11 protein-coding genes are annotated in these 20,973 nt (G+C 59.8%); 5 read left to right on the forward strand and 6 right to left on the reverse strand.

Features of this window, described 5'->3' with window-relative positions; genetic code table 11:
* Positions 1-219 precede the first annotated feature (219 nt).
* From ABXR19_RS02110 to ABXR19_RS02125, 4 genes are read left to right on the forward strand one after another with little or no spacing between them, the layout of a single operon-like run.
* The gene (locus ABXR19_RS02110; RefSeq protein ID WP_354599428.1) at positions 220-1,005 is read left to right on the forward strand and encodes a UDP-2,3-diacylglucosamine diphosphatase; all 786 of its coding nucleotides are present in this window, start codon (positions 220-222) and stop codon (positions 1,003-1,005) included.
* A 4-nt stretch (positions 1,006-1,009) separates the two neighbouring features.
* A complete protein-coding gene (locus ABXR19_RS02115; protein ID WP_354599429.1) occupies positions 1,010-2,206 on the forward strand; it encodes a glycosyltransferase in 1,197 nt (398 codons plus the stop codon).
* Positions 2,173-2,562, forward strand: a complete 390-nt coding sequence (locus tag ABXR19_RS02120) for a diacylglycerol kinase (RefSeq protein ID WP_354599430.1) — start codon at positions 2,173-2,175, stop codon at positions 2,560-2,562. The genes ABXR19_RS02115 and ABXR19_RS02120 overlap by 34 nt, the downstream gene beginning before the upstream one ends.
* Complete coding sequence (locus tag ABXR19_RS02125; protein WP_354599431.1) at positions 2,559-3,698, forward strand: glycosyltransferase family 4 protein; 1,140 nt, start codon at positions 2,559-2,561, stop codon at positions 3,696-3,698. The genes ABXR19_RS02120 and ABXR19_RS02125 overlap by 4 nt, the downstream gene beginning before the upstream one ends.
* Before the next feature lie 503 nt (positions 3,699-4,201).
* Here ABXR19_RS02125 and ABXR19_RS02130 read toward each other — a convergent pair.
* On the reverse strand, positions 4,202-4,825 hold the full coding sequence (locus ABXR19_RS02130) for a hypothetical protein (protein ID WP_354599432.1): 624 nt from the start codon (positions 4,823-4,825) through the stop codon (positions 4,202-4,204).
* Positions 4,826-4,873: 48 nt separating this feature from the next.
* A complete protein-coding gene (locus tag ABXR19_RS02135) occupies positions 4,874-5,155 on the reverse strand; it encodes a hypothetical protein (protein WP_354599433.1) in 282 nt (93 codons plus the stop codon).
* A gap of 175 nt (positions 5,156-5,330) precedes the next feature.
* Between ABXR19_RS02135 and ABXR19_RS02140 the strand changes: the two genes are divergently transcribed.
* Entirely contained in the window at positions 5,331-5,792 is a 462-nt protein-coding gene (locus ABXR19_RS02140) for a hypothetical protein (protein WP_354599434.1), read from the forward strand.
* 152 nt (positions 5,793-5,944) lie between these two features.
* Here ABXR19_RS02140 and ABXR19_RS02145 read toward each other — a convergent pair whose 3' ends face one another.
* The 4 genes from ABXR19_RS02145 to lpdA form a co-directional block, all read right to left on the reverse strand.
* Positions 5,945-6,679 (reverse strand): tetratricopeptide repeat protein, encoded by a 735-nt coding sequence (locus ABXR19_RS02145; RefSeq protein ID WP_354599435.1) that lies wholly within the window; start codon positions 6,677-6,679, stop codon positions 5,945-5,947.
* A gap of 2 nt (positions 6,680-6,681) precedes the next feature.
* Positions 6,682-16,698 carry a two-partner secretion domain-containing protein gene (locus tag ABXR19_RS02150; RefSeq protein ID WP_354599436.1) on the reverse strand — a complete coding sequence of 3,339 codons (10,017 nt, stop codon included), beginning with the start codon at positions 16,696-16,698 and terminating at the stop codon, positions 6,682-6,684.
* A 50-nt stretch (positions 16,699-16,748) separates the two neighbouring features.
* Positions 16,749-18,449, reverse strand: coding sequence for a ShlB/FhaC/HecB family hemolysin secretion/activation protein (locus ABXR19_RS02155; RefSeq protein ID WP_354599437.1), 1,701 nt, complete (start codon positions 18,447-18,449; stop codon positions 16,749-16,751).
* Positions 18,450-19,197: 748 nt separating this feature from the next.
* A complete protein-coding gene (lpdA, locus tag ABXR19_RS02160; RefSeq protein WP_354599438.1) occupies positions 19,198-20,973 on the reverse strand; it encodes a dihydrolipoyl dehydrogenase in 1,776 nt (591 codons plus the stop codon).

The following is a 20,973-nucleotide window of genomic DNA, read 5'->3' on the forward strand; positions in this document are numbered from 1 at the left end:
CTGTTCGCGCACAAGCCTGTACAGCCGCTCCGACCCTTGCTCTACGGAATGCACACCTGAAGACGTCCGACAGGAGCGGCTCTCCAGCCATCCATCCGCACAGGTCAAATCTTCATCGAGATCCCTCTGCACAGACACGGAAGGAGGCACACACGGCGGCCGTTTCAGTACAGATGACATGTCACGGTACTGCAACAAAGCGGCGACAGAATGCGTGCCATGCCCAGCGTACGTACCCTCTTCCTCTCCGACATCCACCTCGGCACGAAAGCCTGCCAGGCGGATCATCTTCTCGAATTCCTGCGTGAATACACGGCCGAAAATGTATTCCTGATCGGGGATATCATCGATTTCTGGGCAATGAGCCGCTCGGTCAACTGGAGCCCCTCCCAGAACACCGTCGTCCAGAAGATGCTGCGCCGCGCACGCCACGGCGAGAAGATCATCTTCATCCCCGGCAACCACGACGAAGCCTTGCGCGCCTACAGCGGCACGAGCTTTGGCGACATCCGCATCGAGAATGAATGGATCCACGAAACAGCAGACGGCAAGCGTCTGCTGCTGGTGCACGGCGACGAGTTTGACGAGGTGACGCGCTACCACAAATGGGTCGCGGTGCTCGGCGACATAGCCTACAACCTGCTGGTACGCATGAACATCTGGCTGTCTTTCGTGCGGCGCTGTCTGGGCGTATCCGGCTACTGGTCTCTCGCCGGCTATGCCAAGCGCAAGGTCAAGAGTGCGCTGGAATTCATTTTCGATTTCGAACAGAGCGTCATCCACGCGGCCCGTGCGCGCGGGCTGGATGGCGTGGTCTGCGGGCACATTCACTGGGCTGCGATCCGCGAAGTCGAGGGGCTCACCTACGTCAATTGTGGCGACTGGGTCGATAGCTGCACCGCCATCGTCGAACACCACGATGGCCGCCTTGAACTGATCAACTGGGCCAGTACCGCGGCGAAAGCCCCTGCCAGCGCCTCCGACCTCATTCCCCAAGAAAGCTGATCCCGTGCGCGCCTTGATGCTCTCCGATGTCTATTTTCCGCGTGTGAATGGCGTCTCCACAGCCATCCAGACTTACCGGCAACAGCTGCCCGCCCAAGGCATTTCCAGCACCTTGCTGGCGCCCCGCTACGGCACCGAGGAGAACGACGAAGACATCCTGCGCCTGCCCGCCTGGACCGTACCAATGGACAAGGAGGATCGCATCGTGCGCCCCGGCTTGTTCCGCCAAGAAGCGATTCGCGCCGCCGCGCAATGCCAGGTCGTGCATATCCAGACGCCCTTCGCCGCCCATGGCGCGGGCGTAGCGGCTGCACGCAAACACGGCCTGCCGGTGGTGACGAGCTATCACACCCTGTTTGAAGAATACCTGCAGCATTACGCGCCCTTCGTTCCAGCCGCCTGGCTGAAAGGCTTGGCCCGGCGCATTTCGCGCCAGCAGTGCAACGAGATGGATGCGGTCATCGTGCCCTCCCTGCCGATGCAGGAGCGCCTGCTCGAATACGGCATCACCGCGCCGATGCACATTCTGCCCACCGGCATTCCACTGGCCCGCTTCGCGAGCGGCAGTCGTGACTGCTTCCGGCAGAAATACCAGATCGAAGCAGACCGGCCGGTGGCGCTATACGTCGGCCGCGCCGCCCACGAAAAGAACATCGACTTCCTGATCGACGCCACGCGCATCGCCCTGCGCACACACCCGCGCCTGCTGTTGATGGTCGCCGGCGAAGGCCCGGCCCTGCAACGCCTGCAGGCCCAAGTCCAGAACCAGGGGCTGGACGATTCGGTGCGTTTCGTCGGATATCTGGATCGAGCGCGCGAGCTGCCGGACTGCTACGCCGCCGCCGACCTTTTTGTATTTGCCTCGCATACCGAAACGCAAGGCCTGGTACTCCTCGAAGCCATGGCCGCTGGCTTGCCGGTGGTCGCACTGGCCAAGATGGGCACTTGCGACATCCTGGTCGAAGCCTCTGGCGCGCTCGCCCCGCCCGCCGAACTGGACGCCTTCGCGGCCGCCATGGTGCAGGTCGTCGGCAATCCCGAGTTCGCCCGAGGCATGGCCGAAAAAGGCCGCATCTGGGCCGCCACCTGGTCAGACGAAACCCTGACCGCCCGCCTGGCCGACCTGTACCGCCAGCTTGCAACCCGCACCTCACCTGCAGAGATCCCATGGAAAGCCCATTCAAAGGCAAGACCGGCCTGACCCGCCTGTGGAACGCCCTCCACTATTCGCTTACCGGCCTCGCCGACGCCTACCGCCTTGAAGACGCGTTCCGCCAGGAAGTGCTGCTGGCGCTGATCCTGCTGCCCGTATCGTTTGCTCTGCGGATCTGGCTGCATCTGTCGGGCGCCGAGCACGCGTTGCTGATCGCCAGCGTACTGCTGGTGCTGATCGTCGAACTGCTCAACTCGGCCGTCGAAGCCACCGTCGACCGGGTCGGGCTGGAACTGCACAAGCTGTCCAAACGCGCCAAGGACATCGGCAGTGCCGCCGTCCTCATCACGCTGCTCAACGTCCTTGCCGTGTGGGCCTGCATCCTCATCGGGAAACTGCCATGAACCGGAAACTGCGCGTCACCCTGGTCAGCGAAACCTGGCCCCCGGAGGTCAATGGCGTGGCCATGACCATGGCGCGTCTGGCCAATGGCCTGCGCGAGCGCGGCCACACGGTGCATATCGTGCGGCCCCGACAAAAAATCGAGGCCCCTGAATCCTCACAGGAAACCCTGGTGCGCGGCCTTCCCCTGCCCGGTTACAAAGGCCTGCAATTCGGCCTGCCTGCGGACGGACTGCTGCGCAAGTTGTGGGCGAAAGAACGGCCGGATGTCGTTCATGCCGTCACCGAAGGCCCGCTCGGTTGGTCAGCGCTGAGTGCAGCCAAATCACTCAGCATACCGCTGACCTCCAGTTACCACACCCATTTCGACGGCTACAGCAAGCACTACGGTGCGAGCTTCATCGGCCCGCTGATCAGCGCCTGGCTGCGCCGCTTCCACCGCCGCACCCTGGCCACGATGGCGCCCACCACCACGCTAGTCAACAGCCTGACCGCCGCCCATGTCCAAGGCGCGCGTCTGCTCGGGCGAGGCGTCGATACCGAACTGTTCACCCCACAGCGCCGCAGCGATGCGCTGCGTGCCGAATGGGGCGCCGGCCCGGACGATCTGGTCGTGATGAATGTCGGGCGCCTTGCCCCCGAGAAAAATCTGAAACTCGCCGCCAGCGCCTTTGAAGCCATGGCCGCCACGAATCCAAGCGCACGCATGGTCTGGGTGGGTGACGGCCCGACACGGGCCGGGCTGGAAAAGAAATTCCCGCAGCACGCGTTCACCGGCTCACGCCACGGCGAAGATCTGGCCCGCTGCTACGCCAGCGCCGATATCTTCCTGTTCCCCAGCCTCACCGAAACCTATGGCAACGTCGTGCCGGAAGCCATGGCCAGCGGTCTGGCTGTCGTCGCCTACCACGACGCCGCTGCGGCCGAATTGATCACGTCCGGCAAGAACGGCCTCACCGCCGAGGCCGGCGTCGCCCAAGCCTTCATCGCCGCCGCCTGCCGCATGGCCAACAATCCCGAGCTGCGTCAGCACTGCCGCGACAATGCCCGCCAGCGCGTCACCCCGATCAGCTGGGATTCGGTCATCGGCGAATTCGAATCGGTGCTGCGAGCGGCGTCGAACGGCTCGCTGCAATAGGGCTGCCTGAAGAGCCGCCCAGGGCGGATTTCTCCAGCCATACCACCTGAACAGCGCCGCCCAGAAAGGCTCTTCAGGCGACCTGCTTTCATAAACGCCATTCATGGCTTGAGATTGACGTGGCCTTGCGTGTCTCTCCACGTTCCGAAGGGCTGCTTTCGGGTGAGATGGTGAATGCGTACAATCGGCCATCAACGGACGCTCACCACCTCCACGAACTCGCCATTCGGATGACAGCTTCGCTCATATATCCGACGCTTGCGACGCTACTACCGCTGTTTTTATTGGGCCAATTTATTATTGAAGCGCAGGGAAAAACTGGTCCGCAATATGCAACAAAGCGGACGTGGGTTTTATGATCAAAAATTCTTCTTAACGTCATCAGGAAGCTGGTGCTCTGTTTTTCAGTAACCAGCCTCCCGCGTCAATAGTTTGAACTCGTGGTCACTCAGGTGCAGTCCGTACCCGGCTTTTCAAGAACCGATCGGCGTGCGGTCACAGCATCAATACACCTCACGGGTGGCGACACCGGGGCGCGCGAGCATTCGTGCGATGTCGTAAGCCACTTTGCGGCTCAACTCAGTCAAGTTATGGCAACGATTCATGTAGCCGCCCATTAGCCATCCAGACCCACGTCCAAGGTCCACCGCGACGCCGCCATCAAGCAGCTCGGCATGGATATTGAGCCACTTGGGGCCGGTAAAAGAGCTACCGCCTATTACGTGGCTTGCAACAAGCGTCAGTTTTAGCGTACGTCCGTTTGGATTTTCAAAGGGCTCCGTGCGTATCTCGATCTCTGGGGCGGGCCTTTCGAGCTCCCTCAACTCCCTCTTATACGCATCCAGGATCATGGGGCGCATGTAGTCTTGCCAGCCGCACTCAGCAAGCATCTCCGGATCCGCTGATTTTCCATCCTGCATCTGGATAGGAAACGCCACCAGAATGGGTGTCTCTGGGTGCAAGCCAGTACAGCCCTCCGTGCAGGGACGCAATTCGACGTCTTGCGTCCAGCTATCCAGACTTTTGCTGATGGAGATCGCAAGAGCGCGCATGGCCGGACAAGGCGTCTGATTCGGTTTGAAATATTCGTAAGTCTTGAAATCACGGGTCGCTACAAGCTTGCCCATGTATCGGATTTCCCCGCGCACATGCGCAGCAAACCGTGAATTACGTCCTTAGCCTTCAAACTCTGCACTGAGAAAATCAATACTCAGCGTGTAAGGCGTTGCGCGCGGATCACTTGCGGGTATTACAACTTCGCCATGCTCAGCCAAGGTAAGGAAGTGCGGAAACATTAGCTTGATCCAGTCACAGCTACTCCCTTTTTGATCAATCTGAATGCTCGGGGAGAATCCGATCATTTCAGGTGCGCGAATGAGGTAGTCCTCATCAGCAAACACTGCTTGCAATGGCAGCACACAAAATAAAAACAAAATAAACCGAGAAAAATATTTCATTAGAAAATTTCTATTGTTATTAACTTGATAGCCAAATATCCGCCAACAGGCGATTGCATCAAGGCCGATTTGATGATGACGGCTTGGGTTTTTATGAAGTCGAAAAAGAGGCGTCGTATGACGCCTCTCTGTTTTTCTACCGAAACCACAAAACCCCTGCTGGCTTGGCGATCAGTTGATCGTCAGCGTGGCCTTCGTGCCAGCGATAATTGCTGTGAGCCCGGAGGGGGTGAAGACGAATGTGCCAGGCGTGGACGGCGTTAGCGTGATTGTATTTGTGCACGTTGCCCCGACAGGCATGCTGAGCCCCGTTAGCGCAAAACCTGAAGTGCCAACGCTGAAGCCCGTTGAGGTGCAAGGCGAGCCAACCGCAAAGGCCGACGTGCTTTTTGTGCCGGCAGGCAAGGGAATCGTGAGGGTTCCGCCGGAGACTGCGACACCGCCTTCATTAGTGAGCGTGACCGTCAAGACGACCGAACCTGCTGGCGAGGTAACGGATGAGGTGCTCAGCGAGGTCGATACACTGGCAACGCCCATCGCCGCTGGCGGTGTTGACGTACTGCTGCTTTCGCCGCCACCACCTCCGCCACCGCAGGCGCTCAGTGCAACTACCGCGCTTGCCATCATCAGGGGTTGAAGTGTCTTGAACATGTGAATCCTTTCGGGGTGATTACAAGGAAGCCGTGAAGGGCTTCGGGGTCTAAAAACAATTCGAGGTGTGGGCTTGAGAGCGGCTACTGGTAAGGCTTTCAGGGCCGCACGCCCGCTTGGATAGGCGGGGTGCGGGTTTCATGGATGGTGTTGAAATTCGTGCTTTGCCAAGAACCACTCTGGTTCTACCAGTGGATTTTTCAGTGCCACGCAGGCTCGCATCCATTCGGCACATTCAGTTTCCAAACCTTGCGCCCGCAAAGCCGATCCAACATGAAACAAAGCCACGCAGAGTTGACGCCGGCTCAGGATACTGTCCGCCACCGCCTGCGAAGCTGCTGCGATGTGAGAGTGTCCACACGCCTCATTCAACAATGTCCCCGCATCTAATTGGCCAAGCAAATGTAGTGCAACAGGCCCAGGCCAATGTTTGATCCGACTTTTTTTGCTCAACCTTCGCAGATACGCCAAGGCATAGTCAGCCGCTTCCGAGTCATGGGTTGTGATGCCCATGAAATACAGCAACGCGCCTTGCTGCACGCCGCCAGCCAGATCGGCGAACTGGATCGTGCGATCCAGTATCCCATCCACCAACCCTCGCATCAGTTGCTTGGCCTCCTCGCGCCGCCCCAAACACCATTGCACGCAAGCCATGTCCGCCTTGCGGCCAGCGCTGCCCGGCGTACGCTGTCGCTCGTATTCATCAACGCGCTCGAACAGCGGCAAAGCTGCCTCGTAGTCGCCGCTTGCTTGCAAGACGCGAGCCAAACCAGCGAATGACGCCCAATCATCTGGCGTCTCTTGTAGGTTTATCCTATAGGCATTAATCGCCTCTTCGTAGCGGTGCGCTTCCAGCAGTTCAAGTGCGTCCATACTCAGTTCCCCCGATACAGATTGCCCTTGCTGTCGTAGTAGATGGGCTTGACGGTCTTGGGGTCCAAGCCCCAATTGCTGACCTGTGTTTCATAGGCCTTGATGCCCGAGGGTGACAAGGGTTTGATCTCCGCGTGCTCAAAACCGACTCTTTTCGCATATTCCACAGGCACCGAAACATCCACACCTGTCTGCCCCGGCGCAACACGGAAGGTAAAAGGCACGTCCGGATACTGGCTCTGCAGCAGCTTGGCGGCTTGGACGTGTGCATTGTCGCCAAACAATGTCGTGCCAGGAAGTAGGTTTGTGGGGGGCGTAAATTGTCCAATCGGCTGCGGTCCTGTCAAAGGCGGGCTGGCAAGCTGACCGCCCGGAGTCAAAATTTTGACCTCTCCTGTCGCCAGTTCGACAACTGGCTTCGACCCCGCAGGCAACTGTGCGCCCGTCCATTCTATAGTCCGATAGCCTGCGGGAATCGAAGAATCCAACGCACCCTTTGCCCCTCCCTCAACAATCCGGACTTCAGACACAACCCCAACAGCGGCCTTGCCTTCACCGGCTTTCAACACCCCCGAAACCGTTGCCTTTACCGCTCCGGCCGCACTCTTGATCAAAGGGCCTGCGCCAATCAGATTGCACTCTGGGCAGACCTGCTCCGCGCCACCGCTGCGGCCGCGATAGTAATCCAGCAGATTCTGCTCAGTCGTGCCTACCGTAGCCTGATCAATCGCAGTGGCTGCACCTGATTGCCGCGCTTGGGCATTTCGGGCCTTGGCCAAACTATCAAACTGGGCACGGTAATCTATCTGAGGATCTGTAACGCGTTCGGGCGCAAATGCAAAAAGGGTACTGTCATTGTACTGTCGCGTTGTAGCCTGGAAGGTTTTCAGCTCGCTGCCATCGGCAATGATGGGTTTGTTATCCAGACCAAGAATGGTCTCTCCCGCCATGGACTGCACAATGCTGCGGGCGTAGTTTGCGTTATCCAGATAGTTGCCAGCGCTGTAACCGCCATTGAGCAGGGATTGGTCCGTCGCCGCAATTTGCTGGAGATAGCTATTTCTAAGCTTCAGATTTGTCGGATCAACCAGCGCACTGGCTTCTGATTCAAGCTGTGCGTACCAATAATTCTCGGCGGCCAGACGTGTTGATTCGGTAACCTGAGAGGCAGCGTCCTTGGATATTTCGGACAATTTGCTGGCAACAATATCCTGAGCCTTCTTACGCAGCCGCGCACGCTCCGATACGTGCAACTGCCGATTAAACCGCTCGCCATCCAGTGAGGTCGTCGCGCCTGATCCTGCCCCTGCCAACGTGCTGCCGCCGGTGGCTTGCGCGGTTAGCCCACCCACGGCTGCGCCGGAGATGATCGCGACCACTTGCTGGATAGCCTTGCGATCCACTTCGCTGAGCTGCTCTTTCGTAAAGTTGGCGCTGAGGTATTGCTCCACCAGGGTGCCGGTTACTTCGGTGACGCCTGCACTGAGCCCGCCTGCGGCGGCATTGCCGCCACCGGCGTTTGCCACCACTGCACCGATGGCGCCGTGCAAGGCCGTGCTATACAGGCCACCATCGCTCCAACGGGTAAGGCTTTGCGTGGCACTGGCGAGGTGCTGGTCGGCAGCGCCAAGTTGTTGATGGGCAGAATCGACCCGCTCTTGTGCGGCTTGCCGGTCCGCTTGGCTACCGTTAGGGTCAGCGTCGATTCGCGCCTGCGAGGCTTGCGCGGCGCTCAGCTCGGCGTTGGCGTTGATTTTTTCTACATTGGCGGTGGTCTGTTCGCGCTCGGCAGATTTTTGCATCTGCAACTTCAATTCGCCGACGGCAGTAAAGGCTACCTGGCTGAGCTTTTGTGAGTACTCCGCCTTGCGCCTGATCTCACCCTGGTCGAAGATCGGATCGATCTTGCCGTTGGCATTCGCGGTGTCGCGCGAGATGTCCGTGCTCTGGCCGGAGCGAATCTCCAGCCTGCCCTCAGAGATAGCGCTGGTGGTGGTGCCTTCGACGGATTTGGATTGCGGCAAGGACAGGCCGGCGCTGCTGCTGTTTTTGGTTGTGGTGGTAGTGGTCGTGGCGCTGCCTGTTTTGCCACTGCCCGTGCTGTTACCGCTGCTCGTGCTGCTGTCACTCGTGCCTGTCGTGCTGCCCGTATTAGCACTGCTGCCGGTCGGGCTGCTGCCTGCGCCGCCGCTCTGGGTTGTGTTTTCTTTCCTTTCGTAGCTGCTGGAGAAGCTGAGCGAGGCGCCGTAGGCAAGGTACTTGGCTTTGTTGTCGATATCGCTGTGGGTCAGCGTTTCGGTGGACAGGCGGTTCTTGTCGGATGTGGCGCTGCTGGCAATCACTGCGCCTTTGAGGTCGGTGTTCTTGCCGACATAAATGTCGTAGCCGCCCTTGCCGGCATAGAAACCGGTTTGTTCCAGCACGCTCTTGTACTGGCTATCGAGGTGATTGAAGCTGGCACTGCCAGTGACGCCACCCTGGCCGGCACCAAAGGTTCCGGCGATGCTGCCGGCGTAGTCGTTGGATTTGTAGTCGTCGCGATCTTGCTGGCTGGCCAGATTCAGATTGCGGCCCACGTCGACTTTGATGGTTTCACCGACAGCCTTGGCGCCGATCAGGGTGGTGTCCTGGCCGCTCTTGAGGGTGAGTTTGTTCTGGGCGGTGAGCTCGGTTTCGACCTGGTTCTCTTCAGTGCCCCGACCATGGCCGAGGCTGCGCGATCCACCGGCGGTGATGTACCAGCCGGCGCCATAGCCGACGCCGACGTAGCCGCTGTGGCTGCTGCGCCGCTCGCTGAGAATGTCGCTCTCAGTCAGGCCGACAAGGTTGATGTCTTTGGCCGCCGTGATGCTGATGTTCTGCCCATCGAGCTTGCTGGCGGTGAGGGTAGCATCGCCCTTGGTGGCATTCAGGTCGATGTCACCACCGGCCTGGAGGGTGTTGGGGCTGATGGTCTGACGATCATGCACGTTGACCACGGTGTTGCGCTGGTTGCCTAGGGTGACTTCGACGCCGAAGGTGGTGGCGCTTTTGCCATTGCCGTTGGCAGCGGAGTAGGCCTTGTAGGCATCGAGTGCGGTCTGCGCGCCTTGCAGCGCGGCCATGCGGCGTTCGTGCTGGGCGTTGGCGCTATTGTCGGCGGCCTGATAACGCTCCACCGCGTCCAGCGCCATGTTGGCCAGATCAATGAAGGTGCTCTTGGCCGCGACTTTGACGCCACCATCGCGGGCGCTGGCGCTCTCAGTCAGCACGTCTTGCCCGGGCATGGCGAGGATGTCTATCGTGCCAGCCTTGCCGGTGATGTTGCGGCCCGCAACAAGATCGCTGGCTTGAACAACGAGGGCGTCATCGGCTTCCATCGTGATGTCGCGCCCGGCGACCAGAGTGGCACCCTGGGGCAGGACGGTCACCCGTTCGTTGCTCTGTGGGGTCTGCTTGGAGCCGATGGTGGCGCTGGTACGCCCGGATTTGTAGATGCCCCGGGTGCCATCGACGCGGCGGGCGTCCTGTTCGACGATCTCGGCAGCGGCGAGCAGATCAACGCGTTTGCCGGCCTTCAGCGTAAGGTCTTCCTCGGCAGTGGCCAGCAGTGCAGTGGCGCTCAGATTGTTACCGGCGGACACCGTGACGTTCTTGCCGGCAAGCTCAGTGCCGACCGGGCTTTCGATGGTGGTGTGGCTGACTTCGGTGATGACGTGGTTGTTGGGTAGCGTGGCGCGACGGTCGCGGACATGCGATTCGCTGGCCTCGCGGCTAGTGGCAACGTCGAGATTGATGTCGTTTGTGGCAATCAGGCTGAGATTGCCATTCGTGCTGCTGATGCGCGCGCCCTGGGCCGTGATGTTGTCAGCGCTGATCAGGGTGTCACCGCTGCTGGTGAGCTGGGTGACGCGGGCCGTTGAGGTGGTGATTTCGCTGATCTCGTCTTGCTGGGTGCGACTGTAGTGGCGCTCGACGCCTTCAGTGATGGCGGCGTTGTTCTTCTGGATGACGCCGTTGTCGCGGGCGAAGGTGCGGCCGACGACCTTGCCAAGACGATTTTGTGTGGCGGAATCGTCCGGCTTACCGTCCTTGTCATGCATCTTCTTGGGAATGATGCTGTCTTTGACAATCCCCTTGCGATCCTTGGCATTCAGAGCCATGAGCTCCATGCCGGTGGCGTTCTTGATGGCGAAGGTGGATTTGGCAAGCTCGCCCATGGCGCGCAGCTGGCCGGCCAATTCGCGGCCCGGGTTGTTGATGACCATGTTGCGGCCACCAACTTCACTCCAGGTGCGGGTGTGTTCTTCATCGTTGGCTGCTTCGAGGCGAACGTCTTTGGCGAGGATTGTGAGTTTTCCGCCTGCCGTATCGATGCTGGAGGTGCTGACAGCGCTCTCGGTATGGTCCGTCTGTTTGGCTTCGCCGATTGCCGAGAGATTTTGTGCGCTCCCTGTATTGCCGCCCGCGCTGGCAGTGGTGGCGCGCAATACGATTGCATCATTGGCGAGCAGGGTCAGATTGCCGCCTGCACTCAGATCGCTGCCGACGACGAGTTTGCCCTCGTAGGTTTCGCCGGCATTCAGGCGTGAGCTGCTGTAACCGACCGAGCCTTGACGGACGTTGACGCTGATGCCCTTGGAACTGCTGGTGACGCGATGGTCTTCCTGTACGAGATTGCGGGCTTCCTCAGAACGGATCGTGCCGCCCGCGCTGGCGAGGATGTCCTGGTCTGCGGCGATCTGGGCGCCGCGCAGGGTGATGTCTTGTCCGGCTCGGAGTTCGACGTTTTTGCCGATGACGGTGCTGGTGACGGCCAGGTCGCGTTTGCTCAGATCGTAGGTGCTGGAGCTGCTGCTGGAGAAGAGGCCTTTTTTGCTACTAGAGGTAGCCTCTTCGCTTTCGTGGCGCTCGCGGGCTTCGGTGATGCTGATGTTGCCAGTGGCGCCTACGGCGATACTGCCATTGGTGCTGATCAGGGTGGCGCCCTGCATGGATAGGTTGTTGCCTGGCGTGGTGCTGGCAGCGGGGGCTTGCTGCGCTCCTGCCGTGCTGACCGCTTGTGCTTGGGAGCCCGAAGAAGTTGCGCCCGCCTGAATGTAAATATCGCTGCCCGCGAGAATGCTAGTGCCGGTGGTGGTTTCATCAAGTTTGCGATCGCTGACCTTGTTGCCGCTATAGCGCGAGCTTTGTTGCGCGGTTGCGGCAGTGAGTTCGATATCGCCCTTGGCAATGACGGCCACGCTGCCATCGGCACTCAGCTTGGCGGCGGCAAGCTTGAGCGTGTCACCGGCTTCGAGTCGCAGGTCGGTGCCGGCGGCAATCTGGCTGGTGAGCTGGGCGGTCTGGCTGAGTTCGCCGGTGGCGTTGGTCATGCGCTCGGTGGCGGTCTGATGTTCGACAGTGAGATTGCGTGCAGCAGCGAGGCTGACACTGCCTTCAGACTTGAGCTTGCTGGCGGCAAGCGTCAGGTCGCGACCAGCGTAAATATCCAGCGAATCCTTGGCGGAAATATCGGAGGCCGCGAAGACGCGGGTGGTGGAGACACTGCCCAATTGCACGGCCGTGGGGGCAATGCGTTCGATGCGCAGATCGCGCCCGGCGGAGAGCTGCACGGTATTGCCGCTGATTTTGGCGGAACGGTTGATGAGGTCTTCTTTGGCATCAACCAGCGTGAGGCCCTTGCTGGTGATGATGCCGCCTTCATTCGTGACGGAATTGCCGAGCAGAGCGGTACGCACGTTGCCACTGATCGTGCCGCTGTTGGTGATGGAGCCACTGGCCCGAATGACAACATCCTCGGCCGCGATCAGGGCACCACTGGGGCGCAAGTCATCGGCGTGCAGGCGGGTCAGGTAGACGACCGGAACAAGGACGATTTCTGTTTTGCTGCCGACGGTGACTTCGCGCTCTTCGAGCCAGACGATGTCGCTGGTGAGGCTGGCGATCTGCTCACCCGTCAGCGTGACGCCGACGGTGATGCCGAAAGCGGTGGCCGAGGCGATACCGGAGTCCATCAGGGCCTTGAACTGGTCTTCGGCGGAGGCGAACTGGCCGAGGTAACGGCGACCGCTCAGTTGCAGGATCTGGTCGAGAACCGTTTGCTGTTCGTAAAAGCCATCGCCGAAGCGTTTCTGCGCGCCTTCCGGGTTGATGCCCAAACGGCTGAGCATGTAGTCGCTGCTGATAAAATTTGAGTAACTGGCAAAGCGTGGGTCGGTTTCGACGAGATAGCGCTGGCCGGGCTCGGTACGCACGGTGTACAGGGCGCTGCCGGGTGCGGTGAAGCCGGGAATGCTTTGCGGGGCGGGGGTGACGGGCGTGGCGCCGGGGCCTGTTGCGCGCGCCGGGTTGCCGGACTGGGTGGCGCCAAGGGTGCTGGAATTCAGGCCGGGGGTGTTGCCTGCGCCAACGGTTTCAATGGTGACCTTCGTCGCGTCGATGTTGATGGCGCCGTTGGACGTGATGGTTGCGGCGAGGGTACCGACTTGATAGCTACGCGTGTTTTCGAATGCGTAGGCGTAGTTGTCCCAGCGGTAAAAATCGGTACAGCCGCCGAAAGTCGAACAGGAACGGTGGTCCCAGACCTCCTTCCAATTATCAATCTGGCCACTCTGGATTTCCTTTTCCTGTAACGATCGTGAAGTCTGTTTGAGGATTTGATCCAGTTGCTCTTGGGATGCTTGCTTCAGCAAAAGATCGCCAAGCCAGAGATCTCCACCGGCAGCAATATTGCTGTATGCATTGGTCACAGACCCCATCAGCCACATATTTCCGCCAGATAACAATCTGGCCGCCGGAGTAGTGCCAGACTGCACCTGTTCAGTCTTGTAAAACGTGGTATAGCGGGTACAGTTGGTATGACTCCCCTGTCCACATTGCGCGGGTGATGGAAGAACAACACTTTCTCCAGTTCGCTTTTCGCTTTCCTCAACGATAACCATCGTGCGTTCATTGACGGTCTCGTTTGCCGCAATCAGCAGATTGCCACCAGCCTGAATGGTCGCGGAGCTGTTGAGAACTTCACGGCTGTTGTTGATCAGCAAGCCATCCACATCTGTTTTGCCATCGGCCGAGATCATCAACGTCTTGGCGCTGTAAAGATTGGCGCCGTCAGTATTGCTGAGCTTGCCGGTGACTTGCAGGTCCATCTGTTCGAAGGCGGCCATCTCGGCAGCCGACCCCTGATTGACCAGATCTGTTGTGCGTGCAGTGAGGTAGCGGCCGGTAATCAGGCTGGTGTTGCTGAGCTGATTGGCGCCAAGATCGACAAACTCTCCCTGAATGCGCCCGGCATTATCGAGGCGGCCGCTGATGTTGGTCTGGATTTGCTGCGCGAGGATCTTGCCGCTCGCGCGGTTATCCAGCGAAGCGGCGGTAATAGTGGCCTTTTGAACAGCGCTGAGTTCGCCTTCGTTGGTGATGCTGCCACCCGCTTGCAATGTCAGGTCGCGATTGGCTTTGACGACATTGCCGGCACTGTTGGCAAGGCTGCCAGTGGTGGTAATCAGCAAGTCTTGTCCGGCATTGATCTGGCCGAGGTTGTTGATACTGGCGGCGCTGAGCTTGATATCTGCGTCGGTTTCAATCTTGCCGGCGGCGTTATCAAACGAGGCAGCGTTGAGATCAAGGGTATTCGCGAGAATCTGGGCATTGTTCTGTGCCGCGCCGCTCAACTGCACGCGGAGTGCGTCACTGGCAACCAGTTGCCCATTCTGGGTATTGCTCAGCGAGGCGGCGGTGAGGCTGGCTTTCCCCTGTCCGCCGATGATGCCTTTGCCTGCCACGCCTGAGGCATTGCTGTTTGTGATCGAGGTTTGGCTGCTGATGTTGGCATCGCCCTGCCCGAGGTTAACGATGCGGCCGTCAGCATTGTCGATGGAGGCTGCCGCGAGCGTAAGGCTGGATGCGTCGCCACGGGCTTCGATGGTGCCGGCCTGGTTGGACACGGCGCCTTGTGCTTGCAGATCAAGATCGGTGTAGCTGGCAAGCGTGCCGCTCTGGTTATTCAGTGCGCCGGTGAGCTTGATTTCAGTCTTGGCCGAGGAAGCGACGAGACCATTCTGATTGCCAAGCGTCGCGGCTTGCAGATTCAGGTGGCCGTTACCGGCAATTTCAGCTTGGGAATTGTTGATGTCGCTGGCGCTGATGCGCAGCACTCCGGTGCCGGTGTGCTGAATACTGCCTTGTGCATTATTCAGCTTGGCGGCACTGATTGTCAGATCGCTACTGGCGGCGCTGATGCTGCCGCTGCTGTTTTCGAGATCACCACTCAGGGTGATCTGGCTGGCACCAGTGATGCCGGTGGCTTTGATGCTGCCTTGGCGATTGTCGAGTGAAGCGGCTGCGATGTCGGTGCGCGCCGCATTGATACCGCCCTGGGTGTTGATCAGTGCAGCGCTTGCCCGCACGCTGGCTGTGCCACCGGCGTCAGTACTGGCGGCGCTGAGATCAATCTGGCCGGCAGTGGCTGTGAGGGAGAGATCGCCATTGGCTGAGCTTCGACTGCCGGCCATACGTAGTTCGCTGGCGCTCACTTGCAGCTTGCCCGCCGCAAGTTGCTGGCCACTCAGTGTGGCAATGCCTTGGCTGGTAAGAGTGAGATCGCCTGTCGTTGCGGTGGAATTGTCGGGACGCAAACCGGCCATCAGCACGCCTGCGGAGTCGACCGAGCCGGCATCGATAGTGAGATTGCCTTGGGCGGCGATCAGACCGGCAGCCGTGTTGCTGAGCTTGTCGCCACTGCGCAGGCTGGCGTTTTGCTGGCTATAGAGGCTGCCGCGATTGACGATAGCCTGGGCTGCATTGATCTCCAGATTGCCGGTCGAGGCGACCGAGCCGCTGAGGATGACATTGCTGCGACTGGTGATCGTCAGATCGCCGGGCGTGGTGGCGGCGTCGGTGATGCCATCCGCCTTGAGGCCGGAGGAGATTTCGCCGGCACTTTCAACACTGGCGGCTTGAATCGCCAGACTGCCACGTGCGCCCACCAGACCTGTCGAAGCGTTGGTGAAAGCGCCATCGGCTGCAATGGTAGTTTGCTGCTGAGCGTAAAGCGTGCCGCTGTTGATAACGTCCTGGCTGCTGGTGATGCGTGCATCGCCTGTGGCACTGGCCTTGCCGGTAATGGTGATGTGTCCCTTGGCGTCGATTTCCAGATTACCGTCGAGAGCGGAGATGTTGCCGGCGTTGGTGACGCCGAGGCCTGCCTCGGTGCCGACCAGCTTGATCTTGTTGGCGTACATGCCGCCCAGTGAACCGACGTCGATCGCTACGCTTGGCTGAGCGCCATCGCCAGCAATGGTCTGAGTGGACAGGTCGGAATGTTTGACCAGGTTACTGCCCGCAATCAGGTTGAGGCGGGTGCTCCAGATGTCGGCATTGATCGACAGGCTGCGGGCAATCAGGTCGACCTGATCGATGTTGCTGGCGTTGAGTCCAGCGCCGCTGACCAGAATGCTGCCACCCGTGACGCGATAGGCTTCGAGACTGCCGTCGCCGCCAAATTGCGGCACGCCCGTCGTCAGCACGCCGCGCGTGGTGTTGATGAAGCCACAGCCATCGCAAGTGATGCCGTTCGGATTGGCAATGATGGCTTCGGCGCGACTGCCGGCTACCTCGGTATGCCCGCGCAGGAAACTTGGATGGCTGGAGGTGACTTCGTTGAGGATGACACGGGCGCTGCCGCCAGAGAGATTGCGGTTGCCCTCGATCCAGCCGGCTTGCTGAGTCTGGACATTGGTGGTGCTGTTGTTGAGGATCAGCCCTTGCGGCCCGACGTTGAACTGTTGGTACTGGTTACGCGACACTCCGCCAGCCGAGGGCGCAGTGATCTGCACGACCGGGACACCATTGGCTGCGGCATCGATCTGCGGCCGGCGTGCGCCGGCGTTCGGATCCGCCACGAGCTGCGCCGTAGCGAGGCCGGGCTGCGCGATGAAGAACACGGCAGTGACGAGCGCGGTTGCCCTGCGCCAGAGCTGTTGCGGCTCAGCTGCGGAGGTGGTGGTTTGCAGCGCGGACGATGTATGTGTGTTCATGGCTATGGATCGCAATAAGGTCAAAACAGGCAACCGCCTGACATGCAAAATCAATACTGATAACTGGCCTGAAAGCCGACAGTGGGCTGGGGCGTGCGGAAACTCTTGGGACGTTCCACGGGCCAGCCGGCAAAAACCTCGTAGCTGGCGCCTTGCCACGTCCCCCTGAGGCCGACTGCGACACCGCCCAGCGTTTTGCCAGCCAGGTGTGCAGCGCTGGGGCCGGCGACTTCGCCGTGATCGTAGGCAAGGAAGATGTTCTGTCCGCTGGCAGCGATGGGCAGCTCCATCTCGTTGCGCCAGTACCAGCCGCGCTCGGCCGCCAGTGTGGTTTCGCCATCAAACCCGCGCACGGTATAGCGCCCGCCGATGGAGAACATTTCATTGGCGTACAGACGGGAGCCGGTTGATTGAGCCCGGAGTGCGCTGATCCAGCGCAGAGGCAGCTCCCCTACAGCGAAGGGCACGCTGGCGCTGATGTCAGCAAACTCCAAGTGGTAATCAAAGCTGGGCGCTTCGGCAGGCAGGTCAGCGGGATCGTTCTGGCCGCCAAACCAGGAATTCCCTTCCTTGTAGCCGAGCGTGAAATCCATTTGCGCACGGCCCAGGTATTGCCGGCGGTTCAAGGCGAGTTCCAGCGCAGTGGTGTTGCGGCGCTGGACTTCAATTTCGGTGTCATCGATGAAGCTGTGGCTCTTGCGCTTGATCAGACGCGCGTACGCACTGGTTTTGCTGGTCTGGTCCCGATGCAGCGTCCGCAGGATTTTGAGATCGGTCTGCTCGCTTTTGCCGCTCGAAACAAAATCCTGATTTGCGCCCGCAATGGTCTGGTGAAAGCGCGAACGACTCACCCCTGTAGAGATCAGCCAGTAGCCGAAGGGAATGCTGTAGCTGGCAGAGTTGCCGCGTGAACCGAGTTCGTCGCGATCCCGTTGCGCATCGCTATTGGTGGTCACGCTGAGAAGATCATTCAGCCCGAGTGGATTATCCAGACTGAGAGACAGCGAAGCCTGATATTTTCCGGTCGCCTTGCTGCCAGCGTCGTCGGCCGACACAGCCACTCGCCAGGGTTTGCTACGCTGGGCTTTGATGACGATATCGCTCTCGCCGGCATGCTCGCCGGGCTGAATCTCGAAGTCGACGTCTTGCGAAGGCACGCGTTTGAGTTGCTCAAGGCCTTGCTCCAGATCGCGCAAGTTCAGTAAATCGCCGGGCCTGATCGGAAATGCCGTGCGCCAGGAGACATCCGGACTGCCGTCTGCCATGCGAACCTTGCCGACCGTGCCGGGAATCAGCAGCAAAGACAATTCACCCTTTGAAAGATCCTGCTCGGGGATGCCGATTCGTGTGGTGATGTAGCCGCGATCAATCAAGGATGCTGTGAGCTTCTTGACGATACGGCTCAGGCCTTCCTTGCCCACGCATCGGCCGGTGGCGTACTCGAACTGCTCATTCAACCAGAAGAATCGGTCCAGCTGCTTGCCTTCAAGCTTGATGCGGGTAATCCGGAAGCAAGGCTTTTCGTCGGGCAACTCGAAGCTCTTGGGGTCCGCAGCCGCTGGGCGTTCAAGCTCAACGCGCGGAGCATTCAGGCGGTTCTGTCGATCCTCTTCCTCCTGCTGCGCACGGCGGCGCTGCTCCTGCGTATCGGCAGGAGTTTGCGCATGGGCCCAAGCCGCCACAAAGAGCAAGACACAGGCAAAGCCAAGCGCGATCAAAGATCGCACACGCAACAAGTACAGATTCGTCATTTCAGGATCAGTCGCTAAATACCGCACGCCTTGCGCGGCATGCACCCTCGATCCGAATTCTGCGTGCTGCCTGAACATTTACAGGGCAACACACAGCAAGGACGAAGCACTTCAAATGCCCTACGGGTTTACCCAAGAGCGGAAGTTGGCTATTTAACTATGAGACGGAAAAGATGAGTGTGAAATATGTCACGCTTTTTAAAAATAAGTCATATTAAACAAACACTTACAAACAACAAATACAACTATTTCATCAAATTCAACAATACCCACGTTTGAAAGCTGGCTAATTTGTCAAATTCACAAACTATCGACAAAATGACTTCCGTCCTCATCTTGATGGCAACCGCACCTCGCCAACCTTGGATTTGGCTTTAGTGCAGACGTCATCGTGACTCATAGCTAGGGCCAAACCTTAAGGCCGGTGACAAGTGAATAGCGGACGGAGCTCACAGAATCCGCGAACGCCTTTTAGCCTGACGATTTACCCTGGGGATTGCTGGGACGAAAGGCAGCTCAGCTTTGGAAGCTGCCGTTCATGGAACTTGGGACCGAATGGCTGTTGTGGGTCGTCTGCACACATTCACGGCATCAATAACGGACATCCCCTAAAAACCCCACCAGCCGGGCCTCTCCAGCCACTCTGATTGCTCAACGCCGCCCCGCGCGGCTCTTCAGCCACCTCGCCCCACAAACGAAAAGGGCTGCCAAATCTGGCAGCCCTTTTCGTTTTCAGCAGCAGTACTGCTTACTTTTTCTTCATCGGCGGAATGTCGGTACAGGTACCTTCAAACACTTCGGCCGCCATGCCGATGGATTCGCCCAGGGTCGGGTGCGGGTGGATGGTCTTGCCGATATCCACGGCATCGCAGCCCATTTCAATCGCCAGAGTGATTTCACCGATCATGTCGCCCGCGTTCGGGCCGACGATCCCGCCACCGATGATGCGATGGGTTTCCGAATCGAAAATCAGCTTGGTGAAGCCGTAGTCGCAGCCGTTGGCAATCGCGCGGCCCGAGGCGGCCCACGGGAACTTGCCGACACCGATCTTGCGGCCGGTGGCCTTGGCTTCGATTTCGGTCACACCAACCCAGGCCACTTCTGGCTCGGTGTAGGCCACGCCCGGAATCACTGAGGCGTCGAAGTAGGACTTCTGACCCGCCGCGACTTCAGCGGCCACATGCGCCTCATGCACGCCCTTGTGCGCCAGCATGGGCTGACCCACGATGTCGCCGATGGCGAAGATGTGCGGCACGTTGGTGCGCTGCTGCTTGTCGACCTGGATGAAGCCACGATCGCTGACCAGCACGCCGGCCTTCTCGGCGGAGAGCTTCTTGCCGTTCGGGCTGCGGCCCACAGCCACGAGGACCATGTCGTATTTCTGCTCGTCGGCCGGCGCCTGTTCGCCATCGAACTTGACCAGCAGACCGTCCGGACGGCAGGTAACGCCGACGGTGCGGGTCTTGAGCATGATCTTGTCGAAGCGGTGCAGGTTCTGCTTCTCCCAGACCTTGACCAGATCGCGATCCGCGCCGGGCATCAGGCCATCGCCCATTTCCACGCAGTCAATGCGCGCACCGAGGGCGGAATAGACGGTGGCCATTTCCAGACCGATGATGCCGCCGCCGATGACCAGCATGCGCTTCGGGATGCTACGCAACTCCAGCGCGCCGGTCGAATCGACGATGCGCGGATCTTCGGGCACGAAAGGCAGCTTCACCACGGATGAACCAGCGGCGATGATGCACTTCTCGAAACGGATGACCTTTTTCTCGCCGGTGGCGGTCTGGCCTTCACCCGAGGTCACGGACACTTCAACGTGATGCGCATCAATGAAATTGCCATAGCCACGCACGGTCTCGACCTTGCGCGCCTTGGCCATGCCAGCCAGCCCGCCGGTGAGCTTGCTGATGACTTTTTCCTTGTGCGCACGCAGGCGATTCAGGTCGACCTTGGTCTCGCCGAAGGAGACGCCCACGTCCGAGAAATGGGAGGCTTCTTCGAGCACCGAAGCGACGTGCAGCAGCGCCTTGGACGGGATGCAACCGACATTCAGACACACGCCGCCCAGCGTCGCATAACGCTCCACCAGCACGGTCTGCATGCCCAGATCGGCCGCGCGGAAGGCGGCCGAATAGCCGCCAGGGCCAGCGCCAAGCACCAGCATCTGGCATTCCATGTCGACCTTGCCGGTATAGCTGCCACCGGCAATCGGCGCCGCTGCTGGCGCGGCAGCCGGCGCCGACTCCGCCGGTTTGGGCGCAGCAGCGGCAGCAGCGCCGGAAATGGCTTCCATCATCAGCAGCACGCTGCCTTCGGAGACGCGATCACCGACCTTGACCTGCACGGACTTGACCACCCCGGCAGCCGGCGAAGGCACATCCAGCGTCGCCTTGTCGGATTCCAGCGTGGCGATGCTGTCATCCACGCTCAGCGTATCGCCGGGTTTGACGAACAGTTCGATGATCGGGATGTCCTTGAAGTCCCCGACATCGGGGACCTTCACTTCAATCAATTGGCTCAT

Origin of the sequence: Uliginosibacterium flavum (genome assembly GCF_040566545.1) — a bacterium.
GTDB classification, from domain to species: domain Bacteria; phylum Pseudomonadota; class Gammaproteobacteria; order Burkholderiales; family Rhodocyclaceae; genus Uliginosibacterium; species Uliginosibacterium flavum.